Genomic DNA, 18,202 nt, shown 5'->3' on the forward strand with positions numbered 1-18,202 from the left:
GCGGCTACTCCTCCTCGAACTTTCCGGCACCGACCTCGCGGTCCCAGATGTCGAACGCGGTGACCATCGCGTCCGGGTCGAGCGGCACCGACTTCGGGTGGGACTCGATGAGCTCGTCGAACTCGGGACGGCCGAACTCCTCGAGGAGCGCCTGGGACTCCTCGGGTGCCAGGTCGAGCGTCGCACCCTCGACGGCCGGGCCCGGGTAGAAGTAGCCGCTGTCGTAGGCCTTGGCGTTCTGCTCGGGAGTGAGCATGTCGTCCAGGAGCAGCGTGATCGCGCTGATCTGGTCCGCACCCTGCCCCCGGGGCACCGCGGCGTAGTGGGCGTCCGTCACCCAGGTGAACTCGTCGAACGCGGCAGCCTCCAGGTCGTCCGGGAGCTGCCCCTCGGCACGCGGCGAGATCTCCCAGCCGGTGGTGGTCGGCACCATCGACCACGTGCCGTCCGCCAGGTTGGTGATCACCTGACCGGTGCCGGTCGGGTAGTTGTCGACGTACTGGCCCAGCTCCGTGAGGTAGTCCCAGGTCTTGTCCCAGCCCTTCTCGGGATCCATCGGGTCCTCGTCGCCCAGCAGGTACGGCAGGCCCATGAGGAAGGTGCGGCCGGGGCCGCTGTTCGCCGGGCGTGCGTAGCCGAACTCGCCGGGGTGCTCCTCGGCCCAGTCCAGCAGCTCCTGCGCGTCGGCCGGCGGGGCGTCGACCGCGTCCGGGTCGTACTGCAGCAGCGGGCCGGACGGGTAGTAGGTGACGACGGCGCCGTAGCCCTGCGCGAGCTCCTGCATGTCCGCGGCCTCGGGCAGGTAGCTCGCCTGGTTGCCGAGGCGGTCGCCGTAGTCGTCGACCAGCGGGATCCACAGGTCCTGGTCGATCCCGGCCGACAGGCCGTCGTTGCCGGTCAGTACCAGGTCGATGGACAGGTTCCCGCTGTCCACCTGCGGCTTGACGATGCCGGTGACGTCGGGCGCGCCGCCCGTCTCCCAGGTCACCGACTCGATGACGTCGGGGTTCCGCTCGACGAAGTCGTCGACCATCCCCTCGGTCAGCCGCTGGTTGCCCGCGACGTCGAGGATGTTGAGAGTCACCGGCTCCGACGGAGTCTCCGGGACGTCGGCCGGGTCGGAGACGGCGGCCCCGCCGCCACCGCCGCCGTCGTCCGTCGCCGGGGGTGCGCATGCGGTCAGCAGGGTCAGTGCCGCGACGCCGACGAGCGCGGCGGCCTTGTTGGAGGTTCGCACAATGCCTTCCTTTCTCCTGAGCATCCTTGCCCAGAGGTCTTCGACACCCGGCCGTCTCCGGCAAGCGTCCCGAGCGGTCCGGCCGCCAGGTCCCCGCGGCGTCCAGCCGTGCTCACGTGCCCCGTCGCCCTGCGGGGACCGTCCCCGCGGAGCCGCGGATCACGAGTTCCACGGACAGCTCGACGCCCGGCACCGTCGTCCCCGCGCGCCGCGCCAGCAGCAGGTCGACCGCGCGGCGGCCGATGCGGTCCAGGGGCACCCGGACCGTCGTCAGGGCGGGGGTCACGAGGGTGGCGAGCGGGACGTCGTCGTACCCGACCACCGACATCTGGCCGGGCACGTCCACGCCGCGCTGCCGCAGGCGGTCCAGCACGCCGAGCGCCATGAGGTCGTTGAAGACGACGACTGCGGTCGCGTCGCTCGCCAGCGCGTGGTCGGCGGCCTGGGTCCCGCCGGCGAAGTGCGGCCGGAACGCGCCCAGCTCCACGAGCCGCACGTCCCACCGGCCGGCGGCGGCGTGCAGGCCCGCGACGCGGCGGGCGGCGGACCAGGACCCCGTCGGGCCGGCGGCGATACCCACGGTCCGGTGCCCGAGAGAGCTCAGGTGGCCGAGCACCTGCGCGACGCCGTCGGCGTCGTCGAGCGTGACGGCGGGGATCTCGGGGGCGGCGGGTGCCGGGGCATCCGGTGCCGGGGCGCCGGGTGCTGCTGAGTTCGGTGCCGCCGCATCCGGTGCCGGGACGTCCGGTGCCGGGGCGTCCGGTGCCGGGGCGTCCAGCGCGGGGAGCTCGCGGTTGAGCAGCACCGCGGTCACACCGTCCAGAGCGTCCCGCAGGACGTCGGCCTCCGCACGGGGCGACGCCACGAGTACACCGTCGGTACGGGACGCGAGCCCGCGGATGAGCTCGGGCTCCACGTCCGGGTCCTCGTCGGAGTCGGCGACGAACACCTCGTAGCCCTCGGCACGGGCACGTGCCTGGACAGCCTTGGTGACGACGGCGAAGAAGGGGTTCGCCAGGTCCGGGACGAGCAGCCCGAACGCATGGGTACGGCCGGTACGCAGTCCCCGTGCGACCGGGTGCGGCCGGTAGCCGAGCTGCTCGGCGGCCGCCAGGACGCGGGCACGGGTGGCCGGCGAGATCTTGCTGCGCGGGTCGAAGGACCGCGAGACCGTCGAGATGGAGACACCGGTGTCCCGTGCGACGTCGTGCACCGTTGCCATAGCCACCTCCTTGCGACCCGCTGACGCTGCGAACGTTTGCACAATCCCGCCCACCGCGCAACCCCCTCCCTCGACGAATGTACGGCAGTGGTCGACCCGAAGAGACCGTAGCCAGCCCATACCGGGAATTCGTCGGTGGGCGGAGTGGCGTGGCAAGGGGGTCCGGTATCCTGCAAACGTTCGCACGGCAACGATGCCCAGGAGGGCCACATGACGGACTGGACCCTGCACCCGGATCGCGCGCTCCCCGCCGACCCGACCACCCGCCCGGTCGCCCGGGAGATCTACGAGGAGGTGCGGGAGCTGCCGATCGTGTCGATGCACGGCCACGTCGACGTGGCCGCGTTCGCCGACGACGCGCCCTTCGGAGACCCCGCGCAGCTCTTCGTGGTCCCGGACCACTACCTCACGCGGATGCTCGTGTCGCAGGGCACGCCGCTCCCGCGGCTCGGCGTCGGCCCGGCCGGGACGCCCGGGCTCGAGACCGACCCCCGCACCATCTGGCGCCGGTTCTGCGCCGGCTGGAAGCACTTCCGCGGCACGCCGACGCGGTACTGGCTGGAGCACGAGCTGGTCGAGATCTTCGGGGTGACGCGGCGCCCGTCCGCCGAGACCGCCGACGCCCTCTACGACCAGCTCTCCGCCACCCTCGCCGAGCCGGGCTTCCGGCCCCGGGCGCTGCTGGACCGGTTCCGCATCGAGGTCATCGCCACCACCGACCCGGCGTGGAGCGACCTGGCGCAGCACCGCAGGCTCGCCGCGGAGCTCAAGGGCCTCACGCCGCGCGGCGCCGGGGAGGCCGCGACCGCGCCCGGCGCCGCAGGGCGGGGCGGGGTGGCCGACACCCCCGGGTCCGCGCGCGTGCTGCCGACGTTCCGGCCGGACCCCCTGCTGCACCTGGACCTGCCCGGCTGGCGGGCCGACGTCGCGCGCCTCGCCGCGGCGTCGGGCACGGAGATCGGGGACTACGCCGGCTACCTGGCCGCGCTCCGCGAGCGCCGCCGCGCGTTCGTCGCGGCCGGCGGCACGGCCACGGACCACGGCCACCTCGCCGCGGACACGACGCCGCTGCCCGACGACGTCGCCGCCGCCCTCTTCGCGCGCGCTCTCGCCGGCGACACCGTGACCGCCGGGGAGGCCGCCGCGTTCTCCGCGCACATGCTGTTCCAGATGGCGGCGATGTCCTGCGAGGACGGGCTGGTCATGCAGCTGCACCCGGGGGTGCTGCGGAACCACGACACCCAGCGGCACGCGACGTTCGGCCCCGACAAGGGGTATGACATCCCGGTGGTCACCGAGTACACGAAGGCGCTGCGCCCGGTGCTGGAAGCGTTCGGGCATGCCGAGAGCTTCCGGATGATCGCGTTCACCGTGGACGAGGACGTGTACTCGCGCGAGCTCGCACCCCTGGCCGGCGTGTACCCGGCGCTGCGGCTGGGCGCCCCGTGGTGGTTCCTGGACGAGCCGGACGCCATGCGCCGCTTCCGGGAGGCGGCCACGGGCACGGCCGGGTTCTCGAACATGTCAGGCTTCGTGGACGACACCCGCGCGTTCTGCTCGATCCCCGCCCGGCACGACCTCGCCCGCCGGATCGACGCCGGCTACCTGGCGCGACTCGTCGTCGAGCACCGGCTGGAGCTCGACGAGGCGGTGGACACGGCGGCCGACCTGGCGTACCACCTCCCGAAGAAGTCCTACGCCGCCCCGGCCGCCTGACCGACCCGACCCGCACGAGAAGAACGGTTCCCCATGTCGCAGATCGAATCCGCCGAGGTGGTCGTCACCTCCCCCGGCCGCAACTTCGTCACGCTGAAGATCACGACGTCGGACGGCGTCGTCGGCCTCGGTGACGCGACGGTCAACGGGCGCGAGCTCGCCGCCGTCTCCTACCTCACCGAGCACGTCGTCCCGCTGCTGATCGGCCGGGACCCGGCGAACATCGAGGACACCTGGCAGTACCTGTACCGCGGCGCCTACTGGCGGCGCGGCCCGATCACGATGGCCGCCGTCGCCGCCGTGGACGTCGCGCTGTGGGACATCAAGGCCAAGGCTGCCGGGGTACCCCTCTACCAGCTTCTCGGCGGCGCGTCCCGCAAGGGCGCCCTCGCCTACGGCCACGCGTCGGGCAGCAGCACGGAGGCCCTGTTCGACTCCATCCGCAACCATCTCGACCTGGGCTTCCGCGCCATCCGCATCCAGACCGGCGTCCCCGGCCTCGGCCAGGTGTACGGCGTCGCGGGCGACCAGCGGCCCGGGCAGCGGTACGACTACGAGCCGGCCAGGCGGAACGTCGTGGCGGGCCGCACGATGCCGGTCGAGGAGGAGTGGGACACCTCGGCGTACCTCCGGCACGTCCCGGGGGTCTTCGAGGCGGTACGGCACGAGTTCGGGCCGGACCTGCCGCTCCTGCACGACGGACACCACCGCATGCGCCCCGTCGAGGCCGCCCGCCTGGCCCGCGACCTGGAACCGTACCGCCTGTTCTGGCTCGAGGACGTCACGCCCGGCGAGGACCAGGCCGCGCTGCGCCTGATCCGGCAGCACTCCACCACGCCCCTGGCCATCGGCGAGGTCTTCAACACCGCCTTCGACTACCAGACCCTCGTCACCGAGCGCCTCATCGACTACGTGCGCTCCGCCGTCACCCACACCGGCGGCATCACGCACCTGAAGAAGCTCCTCGACTTCGCCGGCCTGTACGGCATCCGCTCCGGGATGCACGGCCCCACCGACGTCTCGCCCGTCGGCATGGCAGCCGCCCTCCACCTGGACCTGGCCATCCACAACTTCGGGATCCAGGAGTACATGAAGCACAGCGACGCGACCCTGGAAGTGTTCCGGACGTCGTACACGTTCGAGGACGGGCTGCTCCACCCGGGCACGAATCCGGGCCTGGGGGTGGACCTGGACGAGGAACTCGCGGCACGCTTCGAGTACACGCCCGCGTACCTGCCCATCAACCGCACCCTCGACGGAACGGTCCACGACTGGTGAACTCAGCCCCCCGCACTCCCCGCAGCCCGGCCGGCAGCCCCGGCCGGGCGGTCGGCGCGGCCTCGGACCGGCACGGCACCGCCGCCTCCCGCCGGGACGCCGCAACGCACCGCCCGGCCGGCGCCGCTCCCCGGACGGGGGTCGTCTCCCCGCCGGACGTCGCCCCGCACGCGGCGTGGTTGCCCGACGCCGCGTTCGCGGCGGTCGGCCGCCGCCGGGTCGCGGTCCGCGGCGACGGCGCCCTGGTCGGTACCGTCGCCGCCGAGGTCGCGGCGGCCACCGCCGCCCACGGCGGCTCGTTCACCCGCCTGGAGTCGGGCTCGGGCGTGTCCGACGCCGACCTGGTCCTGACCATCGCCGAACCGGACGACCACGGCATTCCCGCCGACCAGGCCGTCCCGCTGGGTGAGAACGCACCCACCCAGCAGGATGGCGTGCTCGACGAGCCGGAGTGCGACGAGCGAGGGGTCGGCGAGCCGGGTGGCGACGAGTCGTTCCGGGTGTCTCGGGAGGATGGGCGGGTCGTGGTGGAGGCCGCCTGCGACCACGGGCTGCTGCACGGGTTCTTCCATGTCGTGCGGCTCGGGGAGACCGCCTTCAGCGGGGACGACGTCGTGGAGCGGCATGCACCCGCGACCGGGCTGCGCATGCTCGACCACTGGGACAACGTCGCCGTGCACGACGTGATGGGGCAGGTCGAGCGCGGCTACGCGGGCGGCTCGATCTTCTACGACGACGGCGCGGTCCGTGCCGACCTGTCGCGCGTCGAGGCGTACGCCCGCCTGCTCGCGTCCGTGGGGATCAACCGGGTCGCGATCAACAACGTCAACGTGCACGCCCGCGAGGCGCGGCTGCTCACGGACGACCTGCCGCACGTGGCCCGGATCGCCGCCGCGTTCCGGCCGTGGGGCATCCGCGTGCACCTGTCGGTGTCGTTCGCGGCGCCGATGACGCTCGGCGGGCTCGGCACGTCGGACCCCCTGGAGCCCGCGGTGGCGCGGTGGTGGTGCGACGCCGCCGAGCGCGTCTGGACCCAGATCCCCGACTTCGGCGGGTTCGTGGTCAAGGCGGACTCGGAGGGGCAGCCCGGCCCGTTCGCGTACGGGCGCGACCACGCCGACGGCGCGAACATGCTCGCCGAGGCCGTCGCACCGCACGGTGGCCTCGTCCACTGGCGCGCCTTCGTCTACGACCACCGTCAGGACTGGCGCGACCGGTCCACCGACCGGGCGCGCGCGGCGCACGACCACTTCGCGCCGCTCGACGGCCGATTCGCCGGGAACGTGATCGTGCAGGTCAAGTACGGACCGATGGACTTCCAGGTGCGCGAGCCGGTGTCCCCGGTGCTCGCGGCGCTGCCGGACACCCGCGTCGCCCTGGAGCTCCAGGTCACTCAGGAGTACACCGGCCAGCAGAAGCACGCCGTGTACCTGGGCCGGCAGTGGAGCGAGATCCTGACCTTCGACTTCGCCGGGCCGGACGGTGCGCCTCGACCGCACGGCGGGACAGCCCGAGCAGCCGACCGTCCGCAGGGTCCGGTCCCGGGTGCGTCACCGAGCTCCGTGGCCGGGATCGTGGCGTGCTCCGGCGGCATCGTGGCCGTGTCGAACGCCGGCGCCGACGAGTTCTGGACCGGGCACCCGTTCGCCCAGGCCAACCTCTTCGCGTACGGCCGGCTCACCTGGGATCCCACCGCGGACCCGGACATGCTGCTCGACGAGTGGGTCGCACTGACGTTCCCGGGCGCGGCGGCCGACGTCGTCCACGCCCTGCACACGATCCTCGACGAGTCGTGGGAGACGTACGAGCGGTACACCTCGCCCCTCGGCGTCGGTTTCATGGTGCGCCCCGGCCACCACTACGGCCCGGACGTGGACGGCTACGAGTACACCCCCTGGGGCACGTACCACTTCGCCGACCGCGACGGGATCGGCGTGGACCGCACGGTGGCGACCGGCACCGGCTACGCGGGCCTCTACCCGGAGCCGTGGGCGTCGGTCTACGAGTCCCCGGAGACGTGTCCCGACGAGTTGCTCCTGTTCTTCCACCACGTCCCGTACACGCACGTGCTGCACGCCGGGAAGACCGTGATCCAGCACGTCTACGACACGCACTTCGAGGGCGTGGAGCGGGTCGAGGGGTTCGTGGCCACGTGGCAGCGGTTGCGCGGATCGCTGACCGACGACGGCGCGGCGCACCTCGCGGACCGCGTGGCCGAGCGCCTCGCGGAGCAGCTGCGCTCGGCGACCGAGTGGAGGGACCAGGTGAACACCTACTTCTTCCGCAAGTCCGGGATCCCCGACGAGCGGGGCCGCACGATCTACTGAATCGCTTCACCACGTCGTTCGGCGATGCGGGCCGGAGCAGGCTGGGCCGTGCGGGTCCTCCCGGGCCCGCCGGGCCGGCGGTGCGCCCGCCCTGGCACGCCGCTCGCGCCGCACCGGCACGATCTCGCGAGGACGTGGACATGCGACCAGATCGAACACGAAGAAACCTGCTCGCCGGCGCGGCCGTTGCCGCGCTCGGCATCGGCGCCCTGCCGCTGCTCGGGTCCGGGCCCGCCGCCGCGGAGCACGGCTGCCAGGTCGGCTACGAGGTGGTGAACAGCTGGGGCGGTGGGTTCCAGGCCGACGTCACCCTCACCGCCGGTGACCCGATCGACGGCTGGGAGGTCATCTGGGAGTTCCCCGGCGACACCACGGTCAGCAGCGCCTGGAACGTGGACTGGAGCCAGAGCGGCGGTTCGTTCACCGGTTCCGACGTCGGCTGGAACGCCGCCATCGGCTCCGGCCAGAGCGTCCAGGTGTTCGGCCTCGTGGGCTCCGGCAGCGCCGAGGTGCCGAGCGCGATCTCCGTCAACGGCATCCTCTGCGACGGGCAGACCGACCCCTCACCCGACCCGACGCCGACCGACGAGCCCACCGGAGACCCGACCCTCCCTCCGGACGGCCCGGTCCGCATCATGCCGCTCGGTGACTCGATCACCGGGAGCCCGGGGTGCTGGCGCGGCAACCTCTGGCAGCGGGTGACCGACGCCGGGTACGACGTCGACTTCGTCGGGTCCCAGTACGCGGGCTGCGCCCCGGCCGGGGCCGACCTCGACAACGAGGGCCACGGCGGCGCCCTGGTCACGAACGTCACGGCGAACGGCCAGACCCGGGCCTGGCTGGAGCAGAACACCCCCGACGTCGTGCTGCTGCACTTCGGCACGAACGACGTCTGGTCGAACGTCCCTCCGGATCAGATCCTCGACGCCTACACGTCGATCGTGACGGACCTGCGCGACCTCAACCCGGACGCCACCGTCCTGGTCGCGCAGATCATCCCGCTCGAGCCCGGCCCGTCCTTCGGCTGCACCGACTGCCCGCAGCGGGCAGTGAACCTCAACGCCGAGATCCCCGGCTGGGCAGCGAGCCTGTCGACCGAGGAGTCGCCGGTCGTCGTCGTCGACCAGTGGACCGGGTTCGACGCGGCGACCGACACCGACGACGGCGTCCACCCGAACGACTCCGGCAACGTCAAGATCGCCGCGCGCTGGTTCGAGACCCTGGACGACGTCCTGGGCTGAGACTCCCCCACCGAGGCCTCCGGAGGCGCGGTGCGCGGGGGCTCCGGGCAGCCGGCCCGAGCCGGAAGTGAGGTCCTGGCCCGTGGGGTGCACGGGCCAGGACTCACCGACGCGGTACGGTCAGCGCGCCGAGCAGGTGACCGGGATGGGCGACGGCGGTGTGCCGTTCCCGACGAAGCCGAACTCCGTCGACCCGCCCTCCGCCAGGGTGCCGTTCCAGCCGGCGTCGGACACCGTCACCTGCGACCCGGACGTGCTGAACTCGGCGTTCCAGCCGTTCGCCAGGCGGGCCTGTCCCAGGTCGAACGACGTGGTCCAGCCGGACAGCGGCACGTCGCCGGCGGTGACCCGCACGGTGGCGTGGAACCCGCCGCTCCACTCGCTGTGCACGGTGAGCTCGGCGGTGCAGCCGTCGGCGACGACGCCGTCTCCGGCACCGGCCACGTCGTCCGCCCAGGAGGCGAACCAGCCGAGCGGCGCGTTCCAGTTGATGGTCATCTCGTTGGTGGACCACGAGTCGACCTCGTCGATGTAGCAGAACTGCGGCGCGCAGCCCTGCAGCTTCTCCTGCGCGACCGGGTCCTGCAGGGCCGAGTTCGCACCCCCCGCCAGCATGCCGTCCGGGTGCGGCGGCAGCCGGTCGGCCGACGCCATCCACCGGTTGTGCATGTACTGGCTGTACTGCGTCCCGTAGCCCTTGACGTACGAGTTGTTGAGCGCGTTGCGCCCCACGACGTAGTCGAAGGACTCCAGCGCCCCGGTCCGGTACTGGTCCTCGCCGGTCAGGTCGTACGCCGTGGCGATGACGACGACGTTGTTGAGCACCGAGCTGTTCGAGGCCCAGTTGTAGTCCCCCGGGCTGTAGGCGTGACCGAACGGCTCGGCCTGCTGCACGGCGAGGTACCGGTCAGCCCCCTCGATCACCGAGGCGACGACGTCGTCCCGGCCCGCCAGGTCGTTCGGCACCGTGGCCAGGTCGAGCCGGGCGGCCGCCGCGGTGAAGCCCCAGTCGAAGCCGGTGGCACGCCAGATGTCGGCCTCGGCACCCCCCGTGTGGTATGGCGAGGACTGCACGGCGTCGGCGAACTCGGCCTCGCCCGTGGTGAGGAACAGCTGCGCGGCGGCCCAGTAGAACTCGTCGCCCACGGTGCCGTCGTTGTACGGGCCGCCGCCCGGGTTGGCGTCGAGGCTGTTCGTGTCCGGCGCGATGATGTCCGGGTGCGCCGACGCCGCGTCCCAGGCCCGGCGGGCCGAGGCCAGCAGCTCGTCCGCGTAGTACTGGTCGTGCTCGGCGTACAGGCGGGCACCCTGCGCCGCGGCGGCGGCCAGGTTGAGCGTGGCCGCCGTCGAGGGCCGGTGCACGTAGCGCGGCATCGGGTCCTCGCTGGGCAGCGTGTTCATGCCGGTCCAGGCGATGTCGTGGAGCTTGTGGTGCACCAGGCCGCCGGCGTCGTACTCCTCGCCGTCGATCGTCATCGGCACGCCGTCCTCCACCTGCATGCTGAGCATCCAGTCGAGGTTGTGCCGGACCTCGTCGAGGATGTCCGGCACGCCGTTGTCGCGCTCGGGGATCACGAGGGTGGAGTCCCCGAGCTCGCCCTCGGACACGGTGTCGGCGTAGAGGCTGCGCTCGTACGTGGACAGCAGCTGGTAGACGGAGATCCCGGAGTTCACGACGTACTTGCCGTGGTCGCCGGCGTCGTACCAGCCGCCCGACGCGTCGATGGCGTACCCGTCGGGGCAGGCCCAGCCGTTCTCGCCGTAGTGGACGTCCCCGCCGTCCTGCGGGTTGCCGCTGTTGTCGGTCGCGCCCTCCGGGGGGAGGCAGGGGACGTCGACGTCACCCTGGTTGACGTCGTCGCCGCCGAACTCGGACACGTGCCCCGCGGGGCGGGCGTACTCCGACTTCAGCGTCTCGCCGTCCACCTCGACCGGCACGATCTCCTGGCCGGACCGCTGCGTGTAGTAGATGCCGAGGGAGTCGGCGCGGAGCTGGTCGTAGAGGGCGGAGTCGATGTCGAAGGCGTACGACTCCTCGCCGTCGGCGGCGAGCGTGAACCCGCTGCCGGTCTCTCCGGCACCGGAGAAGTCGATCGTGTGCACGTTCAGGCCGGCGGACGGGTCGGTGCCCTCGGGGGTGGTCTCGCCCGAGGCGACCGCCGCACCGGCGGAGTCCCGCAGCTCCCAGGCGACGGGATCGGTCGCGTCGGTGACCAGGGTGGCGCGCTGGGGGCCGTCCGGCAGGTAGCCGACCTGGTTCACCCGGACGCGCGGGCCGGTCTCGGGCTCGTACTCCTCGACCTCGCCGCCGCTGAGCAGCGAGACCTCGTTCAGGCACAGCTCGAAGTCCTCGGCGTTGCCGCCGAGCTGGAGCTGCACCTCGCTGTCCGCGTCGGCGGCGATCTCGAACGCCTCGGTGAACGACTGCCCGTCGGCGCGGAGCGTGATGTCCGCGTAGTACAGGGGCGGCCACTCGGTCTCCGGGTCGGGGACCATGACGCGGGCCGAGGCCTCCGGGGAGGCACTCGCCGCCACGCCGATCGTGTACGTCTCGCCGGCCTGGACGGGCACGTCGCCCTGGCCGACGATGACGTCCCACTGGTTGCCGCCGCCGGCCACGGTCCCGCACATGCCCGCGTCGGTCCCGGCGAGGTCGACGCCGGTGGCCCACCACGGTTCGAGGCCGTCGAACGTGGGATTGGTCAGGAGCTCCTCGCCGTCGGCGACGACGTCCTGGTCGGGTGTCTCCACGTCCTCGGCATAAGCCGTGGCCGGTACGACGACGCCCGCGAGAGCGACGGCGGCCACGGCGGCCACCACCGGACGGCGGCGTTGCTGTCTGGTTCTGGTCTTCACGCTGACTCCTCGGTGAGAGCGCTTCCATGCGGTCGCCCGCCAGGCTATCCGGTGGAGCGTTCCCTGCCACCCCTGGGTGCCGAGTTGGTTCGTTTAAGTTGCCGGACCGGACGGCCGAGAAGGTGATACCACTGCGGTATCACCAGCGGTATCATCGTGGTAGCACACCGTTCAGCGTGCGCTATGCGTCTAGGGAGACACGATCATGGCCATGACTCTCCGACTCACCGAGGCCGAGGACAAGGCCCTCGCCGACACCGCCGAGCAGCTCGGCGTCTCCAAGCACGAAGCCGCACGCCAGGCGATCCGTCGTCTCGCCGAGACGACGCGCTCGCCCACCACCACCGACTGGCTCTCCGCCGCCGAGTACGTCGGCACGCGCGACCGCGCTCTCCTGGACCGCTTGGCCCAGTGAGTCACCTGGTCACGCCGCTTGTCGCCCTGCAGATGTTCGAGACTGCGGAGGGGATCAAGCCCGTGGTCCGGGACCTCGGGCTACTCGAAGGCTCTCTCGCCCGTGCAACCATGACGTCGTACGGACAGGAACTGTATCCCGGGATCCACCTCAAGATGGCGGCGACCCTGGACTCCGTGAACCGCAACCATCCCCTGGTCGACGGCAACAAACGTCTCGCCTGGATCGTCGTCGCCGCCACCTACCGGGTGAACGGATACGCGGACCCTGCCGGCACCGTCGACGACCACGAGGCCTTCGTCCTCAAGATCGCGTCCGACCACCCCGAGCTCGACCGGATCGCGGCACAGCTCGAGCGCTGGTTCGACGCCTGAACGGACCGCAGCGCTGGCGGGCGGGGCGCGGGACAGCACGGCGACGAGGTCGTGCGCCCGCCGCCCCCAACGCCGCCCTACGCCCCGAGTCCCGTGAACCTCTGCTCGACGTCGCGCACCAGCAACCGGTGGTTCCACGCGACCGCTGCCGTCCAGACCACCGCGAGCGTGGCGAACACCAGGTCCCCCGCGAGCATCAGGGTCACCAGGGCGACGGCCACCAGCGACAGCCCGCCCAGCGAGACCCGCCACTTCGCGAGCAGGTAGTAGGCGGCCAGCCGTGCGGCGGCCTCCGTGCGGAAGCTGAAGAAGGACGCGATGACCATCGCGTTCATCGTCCACAGTGCCAGGACGGTGCCGATGACGATCAGCATCCCCAGGTAGATCTCGGGCACGGCCACCAGGATGCTCACGCCGTCGCCGGCCAGCGCACCGCCGTCGCCGACGACACCCGCGCCCAGCCCGCCGATCGCCACGAAGATCAGTCCAGGGACGGCCATCCGCAGGGCGTCGGTCCAGGTAGAACGATATCCCCGCACGAAGGAGTGCACCGGCGTCAGCCCCTTGGCGTACCCCCGGTCGCGGAGCGCGAACAGGCCCGCGGTGAAGGCCGGGGCGAGCGGAGCCATGTACAGCGCGAGCGCCGGCGCGTTGCCCGGCGAGCTCTCGAGGAACTGCATCGGCAGGAGGCCCGGGAGTGCGGCCACGATCATGAGCACCCCTGTCACGAGATACCAGTAGATCGCGCTCGTCACGCGCGTCAGCAGCCCGCCGCCGGTCCTCGCGACTGACGGCGACCGCCGGTCCCCTTCGCCGGTCATGTCCCCCTGCTCCCATCCTCTCTGGTCTCGCACCGTTCGTGAACGATAGCCCGATCGACCAGCGCGGGAGGTCTGGTTCCGGAGCACGTTACCGAGATGGAACCGCGCGTGACCGAACCGTCATCAACCAGGCGTCGCGGTGCCGGTCAGCCCTCGCCCGCCGTCGTGAAGTTCTCCGTCACGTCGCGCACCAGAGGGGCGTGGTTCCGCTCCACCAGCCACACCCAGATCACGCCGAGGAGAGCGAAGACGGCGTCGCCGGCCAGCAGCAGCACGGCGCTCGCCACGACGAGCAGGGACAGGCTGCCGAGCGCCACCTTCCATCTCGTGAACAGGTAGTACGACGCGAGCCGGGCGACGTCCCGGGTGCGGAAGCTGAAGAACGAGGCGATCACCAGGGCGTTGATCGTCCACACCAGCAGGATCGCACCGATCCCGAGCATGACGCCCCCGTAGGCGGACGGCAGGCCTCCCTCGAGGAGGCCCGTCACGCCGTCGTCGTCCCCGAGCGCTCCGGCGCCGAGGCCGGCGACCGCCGCGAACACGAGCAGGGGAGCCGCCGCCCGCAGTGCGTCGGCCCAGTTCAGGCGGTAGCCGCGGAAGAACGACGGGGCCGGCGTGAGGGCCTCGGCGCGGGGCCGGTCCCGGAGCGAGAACAGCGCCGCGGCGACCCCCGGCGCGACCGGCGCGAGGCAGAGCGCCACGAGCGGGGCGTTGCCCGCCGACCGGTCCAGGAAGAGCAGCGGCAGCGTGCCCGGCAGGGTCACGACGATCAGCAGCACGCCGGTGACCAGGAACCAGTACACAGCGTCGGTCACGCGGGCCAGCGTCCCGTCGCCCCACTCGCGGGCACTCTTTCCCCTCATCTCACGCCGCTCGTCTGTCGGAGCCGACGCCCCGCTGCTCGAAACAGCGGGTAGGGGAAGTCGGCCACCGAGGTGCCGTACCGGTGCGCCCCGAGGATGCCGTCGTCAATCCAGAGCGGGTGCTTCATGCCACCGAACCCGCGGATGCTCAGCGGCGGCAGGGCGGTGGTCGTGGGGTGGCGCCAAGGGGACTTCATCGTCCTGCTCACCTCTCGTGGTCGGTGCGGTCGGGGATCTTCGGTGCGGTCAGGTGTCCTCGGTGCGCTCACGCGTGGCGCGGGCGGCGTCCCAGGACCCGGTCGTCGTCGACCCAGGCCGGGGTCTCGTCGCGGACGGGGTCGATCTCCAGCAGGGTGATGCCGTGCCGGCCGATGGTCAGGTCGAGGTCGATCCGGCCGGCGGTGCCTGCCGCGGCCAGCCCGCCGGCAACCGGGCCGCCCGGGGCGCCGCCGCCGGCTCTCGCCGCGGCGTCCGTCCCGGGCCGGACCGGGTACGACGACGCGGTGCGGACCGGTTCCGCGGCCTCGCGCAGCAGGTCGAGCTGCCGGTGCGTCGGTGAGGCGGGGCGGCCCAGCTCCCGCCAGGCGTGCCAGGCGTTGCCGCGCTCCGTGTCGACGTCGTGCCGGAGCACGAACGCCCGCAGCACCGGGCCCGTGGACCTGTCCGAGGAGGCCTCGCCGCCGGCGTCGGTCACGGGGACGCTCAGCCGCAGCTCGTGGCGCTCCGGCTCCGCGGGTTCGTCCGTACCGCCCACCGGCTGCCAGGCCAGGACGGTCACGCGGCCCGAGGCGGCGTCGCGGGTGACGAGGTGGTCGTCGCCGCGGGCCAGGATGCCGCGCCCCATCCGCGCCAGGAACGCGTACAGGTGGTAGGTCGGCTTCTTGATCTGGCGGTGCGTGAGCATGCCGAACCCGCCGTGGAAGATGCTCGTGGGGACCCCGGCCTCCTCGAAGACGTCGCAGAACGTCCAGTAGGAGAGGGAGTCGACGAGGTCGCCCCCGGAGGCCAGGACCGGGGCGAGGTAGGCGGCGTTGTAGGCGGTGTCGTGCACCGGGTTGTCGGGCCGGTAGGACGAGTTGAACTCCGTGACGTGCAGCGGGAGATCCGCCAGCGGAGTGCCGGCGAGCAGCTCCTTGGGCCGGGCGAACTGCTGCAGCAGGCTCTGCGGCGGCCGGAGCGTCTGGTAGACGCCGAACGGGACGTGCTGGGCGGGGCCCGTCGTGTACGCGTGCACCGAGGTGAAGTCGATCGGGAGGTCGCGCGCGGTCACGAACTCCGCGAACGGCTCCCACCACTCGTCCGCACCCGGCGACAACGCCGGCCCACCGACCAGGAGCGACGCGTCCACGTCCTTGACGGCGCGCGCCGTGACCTCGTAGAGCCGGAGGTACGCCGCCCGGTCCGCGCCCTTCCAGAACGACGGCAGGTTGGGCTCGTTCCACACCTCGACCGGCCACGTGCGGACCTCGGCGAGGCCGTACCGGTCGATCAGGTGCCGCAGGACCGCACGCACCAGGGCCGCCCACTCGCGGTGGTCGCGCGGCGGGGTGATGTTGCCCTTCCACCAGAAGACCGTGTCGTCGCCGGAGGCGAGCGCCTCCGGCATGAACCCGAGCTCCAGGAAGGGCTTGATGCCGAGGCGCAGGTAGGCGTCGACCACCTGGTCCACGTAGGTGAACGCGTACCGGGTGCCCGCGTGCCCGCCGACGTCGTACGGACGGTGCACGCCGACGCCGTCGGACAGCAGGCCGTGGCCACGGACGTGCTGGAAGCCGATCTCGCGCTGCACCAGCGCGAGCGAGTCCTGGTAGTCCTGCCGCAGGGCGAGGTCGAACCGCCCGGTGCCGACGCACGCGCGCCAGGCGTCGCTCAGGGTCCCGAAGGGCTCGGCGGGAACGATGGTGCGGTTCACGGGAAGGTCTCCTCTGTCCTGCGCGTCGATGCGCAACGGTCTCCGGCCCGACGGCGCCGTCCGGGGAACGGTGCGCGAGATCCGGGCCTGCCGAGGTGGTGGACCTGCGAGACAGGCCCACCACCTCGGCGGACGCGACGTGCGTGGTACTACCGCCGCACCGGCGCCGCCGCCGAGCACGCGGTGGGACGCCGGGTCACCCGGTGACGCCGGCGGCCTCGTTGGCGCGGTCGACGTACTCCTGCATGCCTGCGCCCTCGAGCTCGGCCACGTAGTCGTCCCACTCGTCCATCGTGCGGTCCCCGAGGATGAACTGGGCGGTGGACTGGAACGTCAGGTCCTGCAAGTTGGTCTGCTGCAGGCCGGCCTGCTCCTGCTGGATCTCGTCGTAGGCCACGGCCGGCGGGATCTCCAGCTCCTCCTTCCCCGCGTTCATGTCCTCGATGTACGTGATCGCCTCGTCGCTGCGCATCGACAGGTCGAGGTCCTCGGTCGACCCGTGGGCCAGCGACCAGACGCCGTTGTAGTAGCCGAAGTCCGTGTTCAGCAGCTTCTCGGCGCCCATGTTCAGCGCGCCCCAGGTCACGTCGTCCGCCAGGACCCGCTCGTCGCCGTCGCGCTCGAACGTCTCACCCTCGACGCCCCACTTGGCGAACTCCATCCCTTCGTCGGAGTAGTACAGCCAGTCGACGAACTGCAGCATCGCGAGGAAGTCCTCCGACTCGGCGGCGGCCGCCGAGAACATGAGGCCGGACTCGCGCCGGGTACCGCCCGCGATGTAGCCGCCGGCCGGCCCGTCCGGGACGGTGATCAGCTCGATCTCGGAGTCCTCGTCACCGATCTCCTCGAACGCCTCGCGGTACTCCAGGATGACCTGGTCGTTCGAGCCGATCGCCGCGGCCTTGCCGGACGCGAACTTCTGCTCGGCCTGGTCGTCCTCCTGGGTGAGCGCCTCGGGGTCCAGCAGCCCGTCCGCGACGAGGCCCGCGAAGTACTCCACGAGGGACCGGTACTCGTCGGAGCCGCCCGCGTAGACGTACTCGCCCTCGTCCTGGTTCCACTGCAGGCCGAGACCGTATCCCCAGCCGGCGACCGTCCCGAAGTTCGGCGCGGCCGCGGAGAGGGTGGCCTCGACCGGCCCGTTGATGGACCAGCGGTCCGTCATCGGGTAGTCGAGATCCGGGTTGTCGTCCTTGATCGTCCGGAGCTGGTCGGCGAGCTCGTCCCAGGTCTCCGGGTGCTCGTCGAGACCGGACTTCTCCCACAGGTCCTTGCGGATCGCCAGGGTGTAGGCGCCGGGGATCGTGATCTCGTGGATCCCGGGAATCATGTAGTACTTGCCGTCGTCCTGCTTCTGCGCGTCGATCTCGGGCTGCAGGTCCCAGTCCTCCACCTTCTGCTGGAAGTTGGGCATGTACTGCACGTAGTCCGAGATCGGCAGCAGCGCACCGCCGCTGACGAACGGCGCCTCGTCGCCCGAGTACGTCACCGGCATGATGTCGGGCGCGTCGCCCGAGGAGATGAGGACCGAGCGGCGCTGCTCCATGTCCTCCAGCGGCACGTTCTCGTAGTCGAACGTGACGTTCTGGTTCTCCTGAAGGTGCTGGACGATCGGCCAGTCCTTCTTGAAGGGGTAGTTCGGGTGGTCGCGGTACAGCAGGCCGAACTCGACCGGCTCGGTCGCCTCGAAGCTGGTACCGACCTCGAAGTCCTCCATGTAGCCGACCTGCGACTCCATGTCGATCTCGCCGTTGAGGGCCTCGTCGCCGCCGCTGCTGCCGCACGCCGTGAGCGTGACGGTCAGGGCGGCCGCGGCGGACGCCGCGACGGCCTTGTTCCGGGTGATCCTCATTGTTCTCCTCCGTTGCTGAAAACGATGTCGTCGCGACGCTCGCGGACGACGGACCGAACGTGGGGGCGTACTGGGGGCCGGCGTG

The 18,202-nt window shown here is 71.9% G+C and carries 13 protein-coding genes; 6 read left to right on the top strand and 7 right to left on the bottom strand.

From position 1 onward, the window contains the following. Positions 1-4: 4 nt before the first annotated feature. Together ACYU96_RS06345 and ACYU96_RS06350 are read right to left on the bottom strand one after the other, a co-directional pair. A complete protein-coding gene (locus tag ACYU96_RS06345; RefSeq protein ID WP_460750427.1) occupies positions 5-1,237 on the bottom strand; it encodes an extracellular solute-binding protein in 1,233 nt (410 codons plus the stop codon). A 112-nt stretch (positions 1,238-1,349) separates the two neighbouring features. After that, a complete protein-coding gene (locus ACYU96_RS06350) occupies positions 1,350-2,459 on the bottom strand; it encodes a LacI family DNA-binding transcriptional regulator (RefSeq protein WP_460750430.1) in 1,110 nt (369 codons plus the stop codon). A 210-nt stretch (positions 2,460-2,669) separates the two neighbouring features. On the opposite strand from ACYU96_RS06350, the gene ACYU96_RS06355 reads away from it, so the two are divergent. The 4 genes from ACYU96_RS06355 to ACYU96_RS06370 all read left to right on the top strand — a co-directional run bounded on the left by ACYU96_RS06355 (position 2,670) and on the right by ACYU96_RS06370 (position 9,021). Next, positions 2,670-4,175, top strand: coding sequence for a glucuronate isomerase (locus ACYU96_RS06355; RefSeq protein WP_460750432.1), 1,506 nt, complete (start codon positions 2,670-2,672; stop codon positions 4,173-4,175). A gap of 33 nt (positions 4,176-4,208) precedes the next feature. Next, positions 4,209-5,453, top strand: coding sequence for a D-mannonate dehydratase ManD (manD, locus tag ACYU96_RS06360; RefSeq protein ID WP_460750435.1), 1,245 nt, complete (start codon positions 4,209-4,211; stop codon positions 5,451-5,453). A 179-nt stretch (positions 5,454-5,632) separates the two neighbouring features. Beyond that, on the top strand, positions 5,633-7,780 hold the full coding sequence (locus ACYU96_RS06365) for an alpha-glucuronidase (protein WP_460750598.1): 2,148 nt from the start codon (positions 5,633-5,635) through the stop codon (positions 7,778-7,780). Positions 7,781-7,920: 140 nt separating this feature from the next. After that, positions 7,921-9,021 carry a cellulose binding domain-containing protein gene (locus tag ACYU96_RS06370; protein WP_460750438.1) on the top strand — a complete coding sequence of 367 codons (1,101 nt, stop codon included), beginning with the start codon at positions 7,921-7,923 and terminating at the stop codon, positions 9,019-9,021. 120 nt (positions 9,022-9,141) lie between these two features. On the opposite strand, the gene ACYU96_RS06375 is transcribed toward ACYU96_RS06370, so the two are convergent. After that, positions 9,142-11,877, bottom strand: a complete 2,736-nt coding sequence (locus ACYU96_RS06375; protein WP_460750441.1) for a glycoside hydrolase family 9 protein — start codon at positions 11,875-11,877, stop codon at positions 9,142-9,144. A 211-nt stretch (positions 11,878-12,088) separates the two neighbouring features. On the opposite strand from ACYU96_RS06375, the gene ACYU96_RS06380 reads away from it, so the two are divergent. Then, entirely contained in the window at positions 12,089-12,292 is a 204-nt protein-coding gene (locus ACYU96_RS06380) for a hypothetical protein (RefSeq protein ID WP_460750444.1), read from the top strand. Beyond that, the gene (locus ACYU96_RS06385; protein WP_460750447.1) at positions 12,289-12,666 is read left to right on the top strand and encodes a type II toxin-antitoxin system death-on-curing family toxin; all 378 of its coding nucleotides are present in this window, start codon (positions 12,289-12,291) and stop codon (positions 12,664-12,666) included. The genes ACYU96_RS06380 and ACYU96_RS06385 overlap by 4 nt, the downstream gene beginning before the upstream one ends. A 77-nt stretch (positions 12,667-12,743) precedes the next feature. On the opposite strand, the gene ACYU96_RS06390 is transcribed toward ACYU96_RS06385, so the two are convergent. The 4 genes from ACYU96_RS06390 to ACYU96_RS06405 form a co-directional block, all read right to left on the bottom strand. Next, complete coding sequence (locus ACYU96_RS06390) at positions 12,744-13,487, bottom strand: DUF624 domain-containing protein (RefSeq protein WP_460750450.1); 744 nt, start codon at positions 13,485-13,487, stop codon at positions 12,744-12,746. 146 nt (positions 13,488-13,633) lie between these two features. Next, positions 13,634-14,353: a DUF624 domain-containing protein gene (locus tag ACYU96_RS06395; RefSeq protein WP_460750452.1), complete on the bottom strand. Its 720-nt coding sequence runs from the start codon at positions 14,351-14,353 to the stop codon at positions 13,634-13,636. Between the two features lie 265 nt (positions 14,354-14,618). Beyond that, positions 14,619-16,265 carry a GH39 family glycosyl hydrolase gene (locus tag ACYU96_RS06400; protein ID WP_460750455.1) on the bottom strand — a complete coding sequence of 549 codons (1,647 nt, stop codon included), beginning with the start codon at positions 16,263-16,265 and terminating at the stop codon, positions 14,619-14,621. Positions 16,266-16,461: 196 nt separating this feature from the next. Further along, positions 16,462-18,117 (bottom strand): ABC transporter substrate-binding protein, encoded by a 1,656-nt coding sequence (locus ACYU96_RS06405; RefSeq protein WP_460750458.1) that lies wholly within the window; start codon positions 18,115-18,117, stop codon positions 16,462-16,464. Positions 18,118-18,202 lie beyond the last annotated feature (85 nt).

It is taken from the genome of Myceligenerans cantabricum, from assembly GCF_054777735.1.